This window comes from Blastopirellula sp. J2-11 (assembly GCF_024584705.1).
GTDB lineage: Bacteria > Planctomycetota > Planctomycetia > Pirellulales > Pirellulaceae > Blastopirellula.
In genome coordinates, this window is sequence record NZ_CP097384.1 from 4944109 (window position 1) to 4959673 (window position 15565).

At 56.5% G+C, this 15565-nt stretch carries 16 protein-coding genes; 7 read left to right on the forward strand and 9 right to left on the reverse strand.

The genetic code is table 11. The annotated features are described in order from the left end of the window. Nucleotides 1-3 precede the first annotated feature (3 nt). Complete coding sequence (locus tag M4951_RS19470; protein WP_262023296.1) at nucleotides 4-663, reverse strand: DUF1080 domain-containing protein; 660 nt, start codon at nucleotides 661-663, stop codon at nucleotides 4-6. 91 nt (nucleotides 664-754) lie between these two features. Continuing rightward, complete coding sequence (locus M4951_RS19475) at nucleotides 755-1711, reverse strand: NAD-dependent epimerase/dehydratase family protein (protein WP_262023297.1); 957 nt, start codon at nucleotides 1709-1711, stop codon at nucleotides 755-757. Between the two features lie 117 nt (nucleotides 1712-1828). Here M4951_RS19475 and M4951_RS19480 point away from each other — a divergent pair, with 117 nt between their 5' ends. Further along, nucleotides 1829-2218 (forward strand): VanZ family protein, encoded by a 390-nt coding sequence (locus M4951_RS19480; RefSeq protein ID WP_262023298.1) that lies wholly within the window; start codon nucleotides 1829-1831, stop codon nucleotides 2216-2218. A 253-nt stretch (nucleotides 2219-2471) separates the two neighbouring features. On the opposite strand, the gene M4951_RS19485 is transcribed toward M4951_RS19480, so the two are convergent. Beyond that, nucleotides 2472-3449 (reverse strand): UDP-glucuronic acid decarboxylase family protein, encoded by a 978-nt coding sequence (locus M4951_RS19485; protein WP_262023299.1) that lies wholly within the window; start codon nucleotides 3447-3449, stop codon nucleotides 2472-2474. A gap of 86 nt (nucleotides 3450-3535) precedes the next feature. On the opposite strand from M4951_RS19485, the gene M4951_RS19490 reads away from it, so the two are divergent. The 5 genes from M4951_RS19490 to M4951_RS19510 all read left to right on the forward strand — a co-directional run bounded on the left by M4951_RS19490 (nucleotide 3536) and on the right by M4951_RS19510 (nucleotide 7228). Continuing rightward, nucleotides 3536-4582: an endonuclease V gene (locus M4951_RS19490; RefSeq protein ID WP_262023300.1), complete on the forward strand. Its 1047-nt coding sequence runs from the start codon at nucleotides 3536-3538 to the stop codon at nucleotides 4580-4582. A 56-nt stretch (nucleotides 4583-4638) separates the two neighbouring features. After that, nucleotides 4639-5385 carry a hypothetical protein gene (locus tag M4951_RS19495; protein WP_262023301.1) on the forward strand — a complete coding sequence of 249 codons (747 nt, stop codon included), beginning with the start codon at nucleotides 4639-4641 and terminating at the stop codon, nucleotides 5383-5385. Between the two features lie 71 nt (nucleotides 5386-5456). Then, nucleotides 5457-6404: a PmoA family protein gene (locus tag M4951_RS19500; protein ID WP_262023302.1), complete on the forward strand. Its 948-nt coding sequence runs from the start codon at nucleotides 5457-5459 to the stop codon at nucleotides 6402-6404. A gap of 234 nt (nucleotides 6405-6638) precedes the next feature. Next, entirely contained in the window at nucleotides 6639-6932 is a 294-nt protein-coding gene (locus M4951_RS19505; RefSeq protein WP_262023303.1) for a hypothetical protein, read from the forward strand. 110 nt (nucleotides 6933-7042) lie between these two features. Next, nucleotides 7043-7228: a carbon storage regulator gene (locus tag M4951_RS19510; RefSeq protein ID WP_262023304.1), complete on the forward strand. Its 186-nt coding sequence runs from the start codon at nucleotides 7043-7045 to the stop codon at nucleotides 7226-7228. A 197-nt stretch (nucleotides 7229-7425) separates the two neighbouring features. On the opposite strand, the gene M4951_RS19515 is transcribed toward M4951_RS19510, so the two are convergent. Then, the gene (locus M4951_RS19515; protein WP_262023305.1) at nucleotides 7426-7650 is read right to left on the reverse strand and encodes a hypothetical protein; all 225 of its coding nucleotides are present in this window, start codon (nucleotides 7648-7650) and stop codon (nucleotides 7426-7428) included. 546 nt (nucleotides 7651-8196) lie between these two features. On the opposite strand from M4951_RS19515, the gene M4951_RS19520 reads away from it, so the two are divergent. Then, nucleotides 8197-8616, forward strand: a complete 420-nt coding sequence (locus M4951_RS19520) for a secondary thiamine-phosphate synthase enzyme YjbQ (RefSeq protein WP_262023306.1) — start codon at nucleotides 8197-8199, stop codon at nucleotides 8614-8616. A 66-nt stretch (nucleotides 8617-8682) separates the two neighbouring features. Here the strand turns inward: M4951_RS19520 and M4951_RS19525 are convergent, their stop codons facing one another. The 5 genes from M4951_RS19525 to M4951_RS19545 form a co-directional block, all read right to left on the reverse strand. Next, nucleotides 8683-9900 carry a DUF4990 domain-containing protein gene (locus M4951_RS19525; RefSeq protein WP_262023307.1) on the reverse strand — a complete coding sequence of 406 codons (1218 nt, stop codon included), beginning with the start codon at nucleotides 9898-9900 and terminating at the stop codon, nucleotides 8683-8685. A 118-nt stretch (nucleotides 9901-10018) separates the two neighbouring features. Then, nucleotides 10019-11092, reverse strand: coding sequence for an ATP-binding protein (locus M4951_RS19530; RefSeq protein WP_262023308.1), 1074 nt, complete (start codon nucleotides 11090-11092; stop codon nucleotides 10019-10021). Then, nucleotides 11089-11706, reverse strand: a complete 618-nt coding sequence (gene tmk / locus M4951_RS19535) for a dTMP kinase (RefSeq protein WP_262023309.1) — start codon at nucleotides 11704-11706, stop codon at nucleotides 11089-11091. The genes M4951_RS19530 and tmk overlap by 4 nt, the downstream gene beginning before the upstream one ends. Before the next feature lie 314 nt (nucleotides 11707-12020). Beyond that, nucleotides 12021-13010: a helix-turn-helix transcriptional regulator gene (locus M4951_RS19540; RefSeq protein ID WP_262023310.1), complete on the reverse strand. Its 990-nt coding sequence runs from the start codon at nucleotides 13008-13010 to the stop codon at nucleotides 12021-12023. Beyond that, on the reverse strand, nucleotides 12937-15342 hold the full coding sequence (locus tag M4951_RS19545; RefSeq protein WP_262023311.1) for a TolC family protein: 2406 nt from the start codon (nucleotides 15340-15342) through the stop codon (nucleotides 12937-12939). Before M4951_RS19545 ends, M4951_RS19540 begins: the two co-directional genes overlap by 74 nt. Nucleotides 15343-15565: the final 223 nt, after the last annotated feature.

A 15565-nucleotide genomic window follows, 5' to 3' on the forward strand; every position in this document is an offset into this window, starting at 1 on the left:
GAACTAATCCGCTTTTTTCGCGTCTCTATTTTTCCCCACGTCGCGGATTTCAATCTTGCGAATTGCGGCGGTCGTTTGCCAGGCCGAAAAGCCAAGCGGCTGCGAGTCGGTCACTTCGTTTCGCGTCGTGATCTTGCGATCCTTGATATTCTGATCGATCACCAGCTTGTCATCGATCCAACCTGCAATCTTCTCCGGCGTCACTTTCAGACGAAAGCGATACCAGCGATTGTCGTCGAAACCCATATATTTGGTCGTTTCGTTCTGCGACGCGTCTTTGCCGTCGATGCTCGATAAGCCGACGACTGCGCCTCCCCAACCGCCGACGATCCAACTGCAAAACGAATCTTCGACGGGAAACGTCAGCCCGGCGAAAAAGTCGATTCCTTCGAGCCGTTTCGCTTCGAAGCGAATTTCGTAGTTGGTTTTCGGCGGCGCCTTTTGATAGGTCGCTCCGGTCAGATTAACTCCTTGCGCCATCAGAATCGCGCCCTCGCTGACCGAGACTTCCCCCTCGCCCCCAAAGTTGACCGACTTCCAATCGCCCAAGGTCTTGCCGTCAAACAACGAACGCCAAGGTTGCTCTTGGGCGCCTGCGCCGCTGCTGAAAGTGAGCAGGAGAAACGCAGCAGTCGCGATGCGAGTTTGAGAGCGGGCCAACATGGGGACGCCTCCACGGAATGTTTTGAGATAGCCAAGTCGATATCAGAATAACCCGCGACGGCGCGAACGCCAAATCGAGGAAATCCGACATCTACCCGTACCAGGACTGGAACCAGGCGACGTAGTCGCGGATTCCAGCTTCAATCGGCACCTGCGGTTCATAGTTGAGAAGGCGATGCGCTTTTTGCAAATTGGCGAACGTCACCGGCAGATCTTCAGGCCGTTCTGGCAATCGCTCGATATTCGCTTTCTTGCCGAACGCATTTTCCAAGAGCGCGATCAGCCCTCGCATCTCGATCGGCTCACTGTGCCCTAGGTTGATCGTTTCGCCGATCACGTTCTCTGCCGTCAGCGCCGCGATCAGACCATCGCAGATGTCGCTGACATGCGTAAAGTCGCGGCGGATCGTTCCATCGCCAAACAGCGGAATCGTCGCGCCGGTATGGATCGCTTTGGCGAAAATCGTCAGCGCCAAGTCAGGGCGAAGCCGCGGCCCATACACGCTGAACGGGCGCAAACAAACGACCGGGGTTCCATGCAGTTCCGCATAGGTGAGCCCTAACAGTTCGGCCGCACGCTTGGTCGCGCCATAGGGACTTGCCGGCACGCCGTGGGGCGCATCTTCGGCAAACGGAATCGCAGCGCCGCGGCCATACACGGTCGAAGAAGAGGCCAGCAAGAACCGTTGGACCGGGTGACGGCGAACCGTCTCGAGCAAGTTCAGCGTTCCGCCGACATTCGTCTGTTGATAAAGCTGCGGCTGAGCGACGCTGACGCGCACGCCTGCGTACGCGCCAAGATGGACGACTGATTGGATCTGGTGCTCGGTAAACAGACTTTCCATCGCCGCCGGATCGCAAAAATCGGCTTCGATTTGCGTCACGCGCGGCTGATCGTCAAACTGAGCGGCGTTCGCCCGTTTTAGCGCTGGATCGTAGTAGTCATTGAAATTGTCAAGGCAAATCAGGTCGTCGCTCGATTGCACCAACAAACGCTCGATCAAGTGGCTGCCGATAAATCCGGCCCCGCCTGTGATTAGAATCGCCATCCCTGCTATCACTCCTCTCGTATTTACTACAATGAAGTTACTTGGGCCGTCGATCTTGCGTCGGCCCTGCTTCGTCGTATTCGATTTTTACTTTGATTCTCACAACTTGATGACTGCATGAATCGCCTGGTTGCAGCCCGCTGGTATATTTTAGCCGCTTCGCTGTGGCTGTTGGCTTTCGTCGCGACGCATTGGCCGGCAGAACGGTTTCCGAAAATCGCCAGCGGCTGGAACCAATGGGACAAAGGAATCCATTTCTTGCTGTTCGCCGTGCTGGCGATAATTTTTTCGGTCGTCGCCGCCAAGTTTGGCAAATCTGCGCCTCTGCTGGTCTGGCCGCTGCTCGCTTCCTATGGTTTGTTGGACGAAGTCACGCAGTCATTTGTGCCGGGACGAAGTTGCGATGGTCTGGATTGGCTGGCCGATTGTCTGGGCGCGGCGACCGGAGTCGGCGTCTATCTGCTATGGGCTCGGCTGCGCCCTGCTGAAACGGTTGACGCTCCATAGTTGTGTTTCTTGAAGTTAACCTTGGGAAATCTGGCTGGCATTTCTCTTCGTAGCCCGACGCGCGAGTATTTGAAGCTGCGCTATTTTGAATCCATCGAACACTAGCCCGCCAGCGCGAGCGAGGGAATACGGCTCGCCACTTCAATCCGTGTTAGGATCGCCAACTCTATTCCCTCGCTCGCGCTTCGGACTACGAAGAATAATAGGCGTCTGCGATTTCAAATGGCGTAACGTCCCAAGCAGTCATACAACCTTAATCGTGATTGGGCGTCGGAGCTCGATAGTGCGACATGTCGATGTTGCGAAACCATTCGATCGTCGCTTTGAGTCCTGCTTCTAATTCGATTTTTGGTTCCCAGTCCAATTTCTCTTTCGCCAACGTGATGTCAGGCTGACGTTGCAACGGATCATCTTCGGGCAACGGCTTATGCACGAATTTTGATTTCGAGCCTGTATATTTCACAACTAACTCCGCCAATTGGCGAATCGTAAATTCGTGCGGATTGCCGATGTTCACCGGACCAATAAAACTGCCGTCGCAGTCCATCATCCGAATCATCGCTTCGACCAGGTCGTCTCGATAGCAAAACGAACGCGTCTGACTGCCGTCGCCGTACAAGGTGATCGGTTCGTCGTTGATCGCCTGGCGGATGAAATTGGAAACGACGCGTCCATCGTAAGGATGCATGCGCGGTCCATAGGTATTGAAGATGCGAACGATCTTGATCTCCACCCGATTCGAGCGGTGATAATCCATAAAGAGCGTTTCCGCGACCCGCTTTCCTTCGTCATAGCAAGCGCGCGGTCCGATCGGATTGACGTTGCCGCGATACGACTCTGGCTGCGGATGAATCTCTGGGTCGCCGTAGACTTCGCTGGTCGACGCTTGCAACACGCGTGCTCGGCACCGTTTGGCTATGCCTAGCACGTTGATCGCCCCCATGACCGAAGTCTTGGTCGTCTTGATCGGGTTGTATTGATAATGTCCCGGAGCGGCCGGGCAAGCGAGATTGTAGATCTCGTCAACTTCCAGCCAAACCGGCATCGTGATATCGTGCCGAATGAACTCGAAGTTGTGAAAATCGAGCAACCGTTCGATGTTCGATTTTTGGCTAGTGAAGAAGTTGTCGAGACAGATCACGTCATGTCCCGCTTCGACGAGTCGTTCGCATAAATGCGAACCGAGAAACCCGGCGCCTCCCGTTACTAGGATTCGCTTAATATGCGACACGCCGATTTCTCCTCAGAGGTAAGCTGGCAGTTCATGGTGAAAAGTCCTCGTACAAATTATCGAAATCCAGCGTGTGGGAACAAGCCGTGACTGACTTTTGGCGACTCGAACAGCAAATCCATGCTCGTTTGCCTGATTTGCCGGTCGAATTGCAACAACGAATCTCTCAAATTCCCCCCGGCAAAGTCGCCACCTATGGGCGAATCGCCCAATCGCTCGGCGATCGCCTGGCGAGTCGCTGGATCGGCGAATGGCTGCTCCACTCCCCCCTTGCGACCACAATCGCCGCACATCGCGTCGTACGAGCAGCAGGCGAACTGGGACTCTTTCATACCGGCAGCACCGTCGACAAGCGACGCTTGTTAGCGGCCGAGGGCGTTGCCGTCGGCAACGATCGTGTCGATTTGTCGAAATATGAATTTGCGGATTTCACCGGCGCCGCGCCGCTGACCGAACTTCGCGATTGGCAAAACGAACTCGCCGCCCAAAATCGCTTGAACTCGCTGACGCGGAAGCCAGAGCTCGTCGCGGGACTCGACGTTTCATATCACGGCGGCGAGGGAGTCGTCGCCTATGTGCTGTTCGACTACGACTCGCGTGAAGTTGTCTGGTCGCATTGCGTGCGGCGAACCGTTTTCTTTCCTTATATAACGTCTTATCTTTCGTACCGCGAATTGCCATTGCAGATGGCCGTGCTGGCGGAAGCAGCGCAAGCAGATCGTTTGGCCGACGTCCTGCTGGTCGATGGCAGCGGCGTTCTTCATCCTCGCCGCTGCGGTATCGCCAGCATGCTATCGGCGCTCACCGGACTTCCCACGATCGGCGTCACCAAAAAGCATCTCTGTGGGTCATTCTCTTCCAACGATCTGTCGACCGAGCATTTTTGTCATCTGCATGTCGAAAGTGAGCAGGGCCCCACTAAGTTGGGCGCGGCGATCTTACCAACCAAGAAAACCAAGCGGCCGATCTTTGTGTCGCCCGGCGGAAACGTCGACTTCGACGACGCTGAAACAATCTGCGCTCATTTCATGGTCGGCAAACGTCTGCCAACGCCGATTGCTGCGGCCGATCGACAGAGTCGACAAGCCGCTAGCGGCGAAACGAATCGGGGTGGACGAGCGAGCGAACAATAAAGTAGTCTCCGCGACGATTTCGCTTCGCCGAAGTTCTACTTTCTGAGGAATGAACCATGCTGCGTCTTTGGCTTGTGCTCGCTATCAGCGTCCTGATCACGAGCGCCCTATCCGCCGCCGATTTTCAGGTCACCAACACGATCTTTGTCGGTGGGCAGAACCAACCGGTCTCGACCACGCAGACCATCTTTAAAGACAATGTCGTCTTTGATCACTCGATGGGGCAATCCAGTCAGGCGATGATCATTGACTTCGACGCGAATCGAATCACGCTGCTAGACCCAGAGCGCAAATGCCAGCTTTCGCTCGACATTCGGCGGATCATCGAAATGTCGACCTTTCTGCGAACCAACGGAGACTTCAAGACGCCGCTGTTGCAATTTTGCAACAATCCCGATTTCAAGCTCCAAGTCGAACCGCAAAACAATCGGATCCTCTTCACAGGCAATCCGATCAGCTATGACCTGACCACCCAGCCGATCGCCGACAAACGCGTGGTGGAAGACTACGCACGCTTTTGCGATTGGTCGGCGGATATCAACTTTACCTGTGCCGCCGGATTTCCCTCGCAAGCGCGCAAAGTGGTCAACGGCTACTTTGGAGAGAATAGCGTCCTGCCAAAAGAAATCCGCCGCGTGATTCGCAACGGCAATCCGGCCCAAAACCAGACGGTCCGCAGCCAGCACGTCTATCGCTGGATTCTCAACCAGACCGATCTGGTGACCGTGCAGAAATTGCGTGACCAGCAGGCCGACTTTGCTCAGGTGACGCCAGAAGAGTGGATAAAAGGACAAGCGAAGTAGCACGACGAATTGCTAGCGATTAGGATAGAGGGCAGTCTGTAGTTATCCCGCCTACCTAGGAACTGCCCGCCATGAATCGCTTGCTTGCTATGTTGGCCCTACTGGCCGCACCCCTGATCGCTTCCTCTGCTCTTTCTGCCGAAGTCACCGTCCGCGAAACGAAGGATGGCGCCGAAGTCTTGATCGACGGCGAACTCTTTACTCGCTACCTGAAAAAGTCAGGCGCCAAGCCGATTCTCTACCCGATTATCGGCCCAGGCGAGATGCCCATGACTCGCAACTATCCGATGACCGCTGCGACGGCGGATGAGAAGAACGACCACATCCACCATCGCTCTTTTTGGTTTACCCATGGCGTCGTCAACGATAGCGACTTTTGGGCCGAGACCGGCGACAAGCTGGGCACCACCGAACATCGCGAGTTCAAGAAGCTCGCAAGCGGTGACGAAGGAGTGATCGTCGCCGCCAGCGACTGGGTCGATCACAACGGCAAGACCATCTTGAACGATGTGCGGACCTACAAGTTTGGAGTCCTCGGCGATGCTCGCTATATCGATCTCGACGTCAAGCTGACCGCAACCGACGCTCCGGTCAAATTCGGCGATACGAAAGAAGGCTCGTTCGGCATCCGCGTCCCCGGCACGATGAAAGTAGAAGCCCACAAAGGAGGCGAGATCGTCAACAGTCACGGCGATAAAGACCTGAAAGCGTGGGGCAAGCAAGCCCCGTGGGTCGACTATCACGGACCGGTTGGCGACAAACAGGGGGGAATCGCCATTATGGAACATCCGAGCAGCTTCCATGCTCCCACCTATTGGCACGTTCGCACCTACGGACTGTTCGCCGCGAACCCGTTTGGCGTGCATGATTTCGAGAAAGACAAGTCGCTGGACGGCTCCTACACGCTTCCGGCAGGCGAATCGATCGAGTTCTCGTATCGCGTGCTGCTGCACGCAGGGGACGAAAAGGAGGCCGATATAGCTGGCGCTTTCAAGAGCTATCAAGCCACGAAACAGTAAGCCAAGCAGCTTCAATCTTTAGACATTCTCCAAGCTCTACGAGAGAAAACTCGTAGAGCTTTTGCTTGCGCTGAAGAACCTTAAAAAACATCCAAACTACCGAGCCTTCCTCGTAAAACTTCACACCCCAGTCTGCCGATAGTTACCTGTATGACCAAGCCTCCCAATCATCCCAGTCATCGTCTTTTGCATATCGACGTCAGATGATGGCCTCGCTAGGAGTTGATATTCCACATGAGTAATGCGTTCCCGTGTTTTACGCGTTTGGAACATCTCCGTCAGTACGTTTATGAAATGCTTTGCCAACAGGAAAACCTTGAACCCAGCGTCTTCCCAATGACCGAACGCGTGCTTGTCCGCTCCGGCGATCCTTGTGGAATCTATTTCTGCTTACATGGACCGCGTAGCGTCAAATGCACGGCGATTTGGGAAACCGAGACCAATTCGATTTTGTTCTATGGTTCCAGCGGCGAACGATTTCTGCGAACTCACCTGACGGCGGCGCCTGCGCTGCAAAATGCTGCTTAAGAAACAGGGCTTAAAGTCAACGCAGTCGAAAACTCTTGACAAAAGCTCTGAACTACAGACACTATACATTTGAACACACAACCACCTGACACCTTAGAAGGCTCTAGATAATGTTGGTACTGTCTCGCAAGGAAGGCGAACGGCTGAAACTAGGCGATTCAATCGTCATCACCGTGGTAAAAGTAGCAGGAGACAAGGTTCGCCTTGGAATCGAAGCTCCGCCCAACGTCCTGGTGCTACGCGATGAACTCGAGTTACACGAGGAAGTCGCCGAAGCGATTGCTCCGGCCGCCTAGGACCGGCGTTGTTCGGAGAAAGAGAATCTTGTCGCCATCGACGAATCGCCTGATTCGTCGATGCTGGGCCTAGAGTTCAGAATGCGACCAGGCACGCAGAAATCGCTTGCCCCATGGGATTCGGAGCGTTGCGCGCATAAAAAAGGGCGCTCGAATAAAACGGCGCCCATGCAGTCCTAATTGTTCGCTCCAGCCGCTTATTCGCGGGGGCGAATCGCTCCGGTCAAGCCAGAGTAATCGCAGCGATCATCTGAGTGCCATAGGGGCAAACCCAGTTCCACGCGGCGACGCAGGGTATCGATCTTTTCGGCAGATCCCGCCGGGGCGCTGGTCGCCGCAAATTCTTCCGAAGCATCCGGGACGAAGTCCTCGTCATGGCCATACTTCAGGATCGCGTCGAAAACGTTACGAATTTTCTGCATCGAACTAACACTTCCTCCAAACAACACGGGGCCTCGTTTCCCTACTCCAGGTAACGAGGGAGGCTCGCGCGTACGGCGAACCCAACCTATCACTAACTCGGCAAAACACGGCTTTCGCTCCATTCCAGTCGAGCGATTCCGCAGAAAATACGCCTTCTTTTTCCGAAGGCGTACACCTCGTCGTCTGAACTTCCGTGGGTTGACGATTGACACCCTGTGGGCGTCTCGAAGGAGCGTTACATTATTTACGCAAGGGGTGCAGTGTCAATAGATTTTATAAGAGGATCGGCAACCCGCAGTTTTGCACGTAAGTTTTGACTTTTCAAACACTTCCGTTTCATGCGCAGAACCGCAAGCCGAAAGTCTCCCCCTTGTGTCAAGGAGGTCAACTCACTACCCCTTCACTCCTTTTTATGGAACCATAACTTACCTACCGCTTCCTTTTTCGACTTATCTGGATCTCCGGATCAGGGGATACTAGCAATGCTTGTCGATCCTGCGGCTGACCCCGGCCGCTAGCAGATTATTTTCTTTGAGGACCTCTTCATGCCCTGGATTCAACGGACAATTACCTTGCCGGCGATGTCGCGCGGGTTCCATTTGATCACGCGAAACGTCGTGGAAACGCTTCCGCAAATGTCGTCGATTCAGGTCGGCTTGCTGCATGTCTTCATCCAGCACACCTCGGCGTCGCTCACGATCAACGAAAACGCCGACCCCGACGTCCGCACCGATCTCGAGATGGCCTTTTCAAAAATCGCGCCCGAAAGCTTTCCGTATGTACATACGTTGGAAGGCCCCGACGACATGCCGGCCCACATTAAAGCCGCAATGCTCGGCAGCAGCGTCACCATTCCAGTGACCAGCGGTAGGCTGGCGCTGGGAACCTGGCAGGGAATTTACCTGTGCGAGCACCGCGATCGCGGGGGAAGTCGGCGTTTGGTGGTGACGCTGCAAGGAGAGTAGTCGCCGTCGATAGCCAACGCCCCAGGGCTTGGCGCCAAGCACTAGGTCCGGATCGTCGATTGTCAGCTAATCAAACGCTCCCAGTCCCTGCAGATCGCTATCGGGGCGGATGCGCAAGAAGTCGATGTGCGGCAAGTCTCCATTCGGCGCTCGCGGCCGCATCAGTTCTTTCCAGTCGGTGCTGACAAAGTCGTCGGCGTCGACTTTCACGCCGGGGCGAGTCCAAGAGTTATCGATCGCATTTTCTGGCGGCGTCGCGTCGTTTTTGAGGATCGGACCGCGATACGCCAGGTTGCCGTGCAGCACTTCTAACTCGCCTGGGATGTCGGCGCTCATGTCGGCGCGTCTTTCGAGCATGTTGAAGTTGCCGCCGCCGTTGCCGTAGGCGGAATTGCGGATCCAGACCGCCGCTCGTCCCGGTTGATGATTTGCGTAAAACCCTTTCGCGCCATTCCAAGCCGAGATGCAAAACCGCACTTCATGCGCTGGAACCGGATTGGGAGGAACCGTCCGCGGATCTGCGCCATAGCCGCCGATTTTAAAGCCATTCGAGTCGCCGCCGGCGCGATGATTGAACGCCCAGCAATGATCGAAGAGACTTCCGGCGCGCGCGTTGATTGAGTCAAAACCATCGTCGCTATTGTTCCACGCACGGCAGTAGCGAAACTCCACACGTTCGGCATGCGCGCCAAAACCGTCGATGTTGCCGATGGACTTAGGATGCGTGCTGACGTTATCGTAAGCGTCGCAGCGCGTCGCCGAACCGCGCGAACGATTGGTCCAGTAGAAACCGATCGCCGCGTTGCCATGGGCGACGCAATCGTAAAAATGAGCGCTAGCCCGCGAACCGTCGATCCGAAAACACTCGGACTGTTTTTGCTCGCCAACCGGCGTCCCAGTGACGTGAACGCCACGCATGGTGACATTCGTCCCCGAGATCAAAAAGCCGGTGACACGGCGATCGGTCGGCGCCGCCGAGAAATCGAAGATCGGCGTTTCGTCCTGATAGGCGACATAGTTGAGATCGCTTTTGTGCAAGTGGTTCGCGACGTTGTAGATGAAGATCTTCGCCGTCTTGGCGAACTTGTTATAAACGCCGCCGCGCAAGTAGATCGTATCGCCAGAAGAGGCTCGCTCTTGCGCCTTCATCACGCTGGCCAACGGCGCGTCGATCTCGCCTGACTGCGCGTCATCGCCATCCGGCGCGACATACCAATCGGCGGCATAAACTTCGGCAGCAAGCGTAAGTACGCTCAAGAGCGTGAGCAAACGAAGCAGAAACATGGCGGGGCCAAGCGTTGGTGACGTAGCGGCGAAGGCGGGGGCCAATAAATGGGGTCAGGTCCCAATTTTGCGGCAAAGTTGGGACCTGACCCCATTTATTGGCTAACTCTACTCTAGTTTACTGCCCCAACGGCACATAACCTAACCGTCCGGCCGACGAGAGATCGTCCATCCACGCGTCGACCAAAGTCGCCAGATTCGCGTTGGATTCGACTTCTTGTTCCGCTTCGATGCAACGCGCCAAACAGGCCGCTGCTGCGTCTGGTCCGGCGGTAAACCGGGGAACTGCTCGTTCGACTTGTTTCCGCAGCAGGTCATCTCCCGCGACTGCGCTGCTGCAAAGGGCCCGCATCAGTTGCTCGTAGAACTCGGCGGCGAACTGCATCACCAAGATCAAACGAGCACGGCGCGGAGGCGCCTCTTTCCCGGCGCGATCGACAAACTCGGCCGTCTCTTTCGCCAGCGGTACGCTCGGAAAATCAGGCGTTCCTAACCGCGGCAACAGCGCAGCGCGAAACTCGCGCAACTCTGGATCGGCTACCTGCATGGCGCGTTCGAGACTTCCGTGCCCTAGTTCCGCCAAGACGCGGGCCTCTGCCAATTCGGCGACGACTCCCTGTTCCACTAAGAGCGTTGCGATCAGTTCGTTGGGCAACGGGTCGAAGCGGATAATCTGCGAGCGCGAGCGGATCGTGGGCAATTGCCGTTGCAAACTGGTCGACAGCAAAATCATGACGGATTTTGGCGGAGGCTCTTCAAGCGTCTTCAGCAAACAGTTGGCGCCTTCGACGTTCAAATAGTCAGCGTCGTCGATGATCGCCACTTTGCGTCCGCCCCGATACGGGCGCAACGTGATGTCGTGACACAGCCCTGCTCGCATCCGATTTTGCGCGTCGCCGATCAGCAGATCCACCGGAATTCGCGTCCGGTTGGCCGGTCGCGAAACCAGGATCAAATCGGGATGGGATTGGGCCCGCACTTGCACGCAGCTTTCGCACTTGCCGCAAGGGTTCAAGTCGGCAGGCGGATTCACTTCGCACAGCAGCGCTTCGGCCAGTTTCAACGCAAACTTCCGCTTGCCGATCGCCGGCGGCCCAACAAACAGGAAGGTGCTCGCCAAGCGTCCGCGCGCGACGGCGGTGCGAAACTTTGCCTGAACGGCGTCATGTCCTTGAATCTCGTCCCAACTCATGCGCCGGTTTGTCGCTCCAACACGGTCAGGGCAATGCTGCGAATATCGGCCTGAATTTCTTCGACCTTACGACTCGCATCGATGACATGCACGTTTTCAAACTTCTTCGCTTCGGCAAGAAAGCCTTCACGAACGCGTTCAAAGTATTCGATTCCGCGGCTCTCGACTCGATCGAGCGTGCGTTGTAAGCGACCGAGCGCCGCTTTGGTCGGAAGATCCAGCAGGAAGGTCGCATCGGGCAGAACGCCGTCGGTCGCCGCGAGACCAACGTTGCGAATCGTATCGACGTCGACTCCGCCGCCGTAGCCTTGGTAGGCGATATTGGCGAGCAAATAGCGATCCGAGACAACCGCGGCGCCTGATTCCAGCGCCGGACGGATCGTTTCGGCGACCAGCTGCGCACGAGCGGTCATATACAACAGCATCTCGCTGCGCGGCGCGATTTCGAGATCGCTTTTGTCGAGCAAGATCGACCGCAGCCGTTCTCCGAGCGGAGTGCTGCCGGGATCACGGCACGAGACGACCTGGGCGTTCTGCATCTCGAGCCACGCGGTGAACAACGTCTGCTGCGTCGATTTGCCGACGCCGTCCAATCCGTCAAATACAAAGAACATGGTTGTAAGCTCACAGGCGCCGGAAACCGTTCCATTTTACGCACCCAGGGGGGAATCGAACAGTATGCGATCTGGTGACCAAGGTTTTGAAGTTGGGCAAATTCGCGCCGTGGTCCGACCGCTTTTTCTTCGAAGCCCTCACCTCGTCTGGTTGGCCTCTGATCGGTGGTTGGTTCAGTCGAGAAGGATTGAAAACCCCTATCCGCTGCGGATCCGCTAACAGAATCCGCCTATGGCTGCGCCGCCCCGATAGCGGAGCTATCGCGGCCAACCATACAAATAGCACAACTTCAAAACAAAACGCGCGTTTCGGGCTACGAAGGACCGCCGCCATTGTCCTGATACTTATCAATGATCGCCCGTGCGTGCGAGACGACGATCTGCTGCATCTCGGGGGGCTCTAGGACGGTCGCTTGTTCTCCATAGCCGAGAATCCACCATGACATTTCTCGCAATCCTGAAACGGTCACGCGGAAATCGATCGAGCCATCCTCGTTCCACGAGACTTGTTGCGTCTTGTGCCATTGCACTTCAGCGACGTTGGACGCGACCAGCTTATGAAAGCGGACGACAACCGCTTGATCCGGGCCTTCTTCGGGAATCATGTGCCAGGCGCTGCGCAGATAACGCTCGACGCGAAAGCCGGTGGGGATTTTGAATTCGTCTTCAAGCACGTCCAGCGACAAGATTCTCCCAACCTTGAAGGTGCGCGTCGAGCGATGCAACGACGATCGCCCGATCACGTACCAACTATGCCGACTGAAGAGAAGTTTGTAGGGGGAGAGCTTGGTGCTGATGTCAGCCTCATCGAAGAGACTTTTGTACTGGATGCGCACCGAACGTCGATTGCCGACGGCGTCAACCAGTTGCTGATAGACGGTCTCCGCTTCTTGCGGTTGCGGCGAGTGAGTCAGCTTAATTTCGACGGCGCCCGAAACACGTCGCAGACGACGACGCAGTCGATCCGGCAGACTGTTTTCCAGCTTGGTCGCCGCTTTGCGAGCGTTGGAGTAGTAAGGCAATCCCCCGCCGTCTCCTAGTTCGCTGCAGAGGACCATGACCGACAGAGCTTCTTCGGCGTTGAGATTGGTCGGGCTCAGAAAGTAGGTATCGGGAATGTGATACCGCTGTGACTCAGAATCAAAAGCGAGGGGCACGCTGGCCCCTCGCAATGTATCAAGATCTCGGAAGATGGTCCGCCGGCTCACGCCGCACTCGACCGCTAACGAATCAACGTTTTGGGGCCTGCCACTTTGCAGCAGTCCGAGAAGTTGCAGCAGACGTTGAATTCGCGACAGGTTCATGGCTGGCGGCTGCCGGTGCTTTCTTAGCGGGCGTGGGCTGCGGGGATGCGGACGAGCGAACGTCCATATCCTTCATGACTTCCGAGAGACCTAGTTTATTAAAATCGAGCTTCGCTTGCGACTTGGGCGAAACGGCTTTCACCGAGCCGCTGGGACGAGCCGCTTGGGTTGGCTGTTCCAACGAGACGCGGGCGACTTTCGATCCGTTTTGCGTCGGCTTCAAACCGATCGGACGCAGCGTGGCGCCGTCACCAGCGACTTGCTGTCGCTTAGCGGCGGGAACCATCGCTTGCGTGTCCAGCGCGGCCGGAGTCGGCTGAGCCGCCGGGGTCGGCACTTCTTCCAGGTAAGGCTGGCCCGGCATCGGAGCCTCTTCCCACATCACGCCTTCTTCGATGTGCTGCGAGCCGCTGGGGACGGCGCCGCGGCTGATGACGCCGGGACGAGTGTAGCCGTAGTTCATGTAATGGCTGGCCGCACGACGTCGAGCGTTACCCTTGGCGTCGAAGTAAGCCTTGTCTGGCCACGGGCCTTCCGCCAAGTAGACGCCGTTGTAGTCCAACAGCGAACCCTTGCGAAGATGAACGTCTTTGACGGCGATGTTGTACTCGACCAGAGCTTGGAAGTAAGCGATCTGAGCTTCGCTGCGACGACGCTGAGCTTCCAACAGCAAGTCGAGCGTGACCGTACCGGCGTCGTAGGCGGCTTGCACCGAGTCGACTTCTTTGTCGGCGGCGATCAGGCGATTCAGGTTCGACTGCACCAGGTTGTAGTTCGAGTCGAGATCGCGAACCGCATCGGTCAGCAGGTGCGACACTTCCAGTTCCATATCTTCCAGCACCGCTTTTTCGCGAGCGATGCGGAGTTGAGCGTTGCGTACTCCCGACAGAGCCTGACGGAAACCGATCGGCATGCTGTACTGAGCTCCCAAGGTCCATTCTTGATAGTTGCCGCCGGTCAGCTCTTGCCAAGCGGTCGAACCAACCGCCGGGAAGTCGCCGGCGCCGGGGTTGCCAGAGATCAACTTGTCGCCCACACCGAGGAAGCGGTACAAGCCGACCACGTCGAGTTGCGGCAACAGTTGGTTGCGAGCGGCGATCATTTCAATCTCACGCTGCTTCAGGCGCCAGCGCTGGCGACGCAGTTCGGCCGACATCGCAATCGCTTCTTCATGAATCTGGAACCAGTCAAACTTTACCCAAGCGTCGCTCGGTTCTGACGAAGGACGAATCAGGCGACCATCGTTGGCGGCGATTCCCATGAAGTAACGCAGCGCGTTCTCGGCTTTGTACAAGTCGCGAAGCGCGGCCTGCGTACGAGCACGGAATTCATAGTATTGCTGGCGAGCTTGCGCTTCTTTCTCGGCTTCGCCCCCTTCGGCGCCTTTTTGCATCAGAGTGAAGATGCGGCGCCAGGTAACCAACGCACTGTCGCGTCCGGTCTTGGCCGCTTCCAGGTTGTGATAGGCGAAGTAGGTTTGCCAATAGGCTTCTTCGACGTCGCTAACCAAGTTGCGAACGTTGGTTTCAAAGTCGGCCAGGCTGACGTCTTCTCGTACGCGAGCCAACATCACGTTGACACGATTGACCTGGACACCCGAACCGCGAAGCAACGGATGACGCGCTTCCAATTCGATGTTGGTTTGCCAGTCGCTGGGCAGCGGCCGCGTGAGCGGGCTACGATTGTTCCATTCGTACTGATAGTTGTTTCGCAGAAAGAACTGCGTACCGGTCGCCGACTTCTTGGTCAACTCAATGGCGCCGGTTCCCAGATTTTGCTGAAAGACCGACGGGAACAACGTGTTGGACGAATAGTTTTGCGGGCGATCGTTGTTCTGGTAATTGGCCGTCATGTTCAATTGCGCGTCAAACTCCGACAGGGCGCCTTCCACACCCAAGGTCGGATCCGATTCGACAATCGCCGGATCGTAGATCGTCGGCATGCCGTCGTTTCGCGTAATCAAACTGGTCGGAATCGCCTGGCTGGTCAGCGTGGTGCCGGGGATGACGCGGAAAACCGCGTTGCCGCCAGCGGTACGCAGCACCTTGCTATTTTTAAGCGTGATGCTGACCGCTTCTTCGAGCGAGAGTTCCCAGATCTGGTTCTTCTCTAGCGAGAAGGGATCGGAAAGGGTGAACGGCTCGGCAGCGTTCTCTACCTCGGCCAGACTTGGCTCGTTGACGTCCGGATACTCAATCTCGGTCGCTTTATCGAGGTAGGTCGAGAGATCGTTTCTCTCGGTAAAGTAGAACGGCTGCGTCGGATGACAACCCGTCAGTGCCGAAGCGCCGATCAGAATGATCGCCCAATACTTCGCGGTGTGCCGGCTCATGGAATTCCGTTTCCTGATTGAGCCGTACTCAAACGCAGCGCGTTTTTTTCGGCTCGGGAAGGTAATCAGTACGTTGGTTGGGCGCAGTTTCCTTGCGGAAACTAACGACAACAAAAGCACTGGATCCCCCCCCGGGACCGAACGCCCGCAGCATGTGCAGGGCGGCCGTAATCCAGCATGGAAGAGTTATCGGCCAACCTAACCGGCAAACTTTGAAGAATCC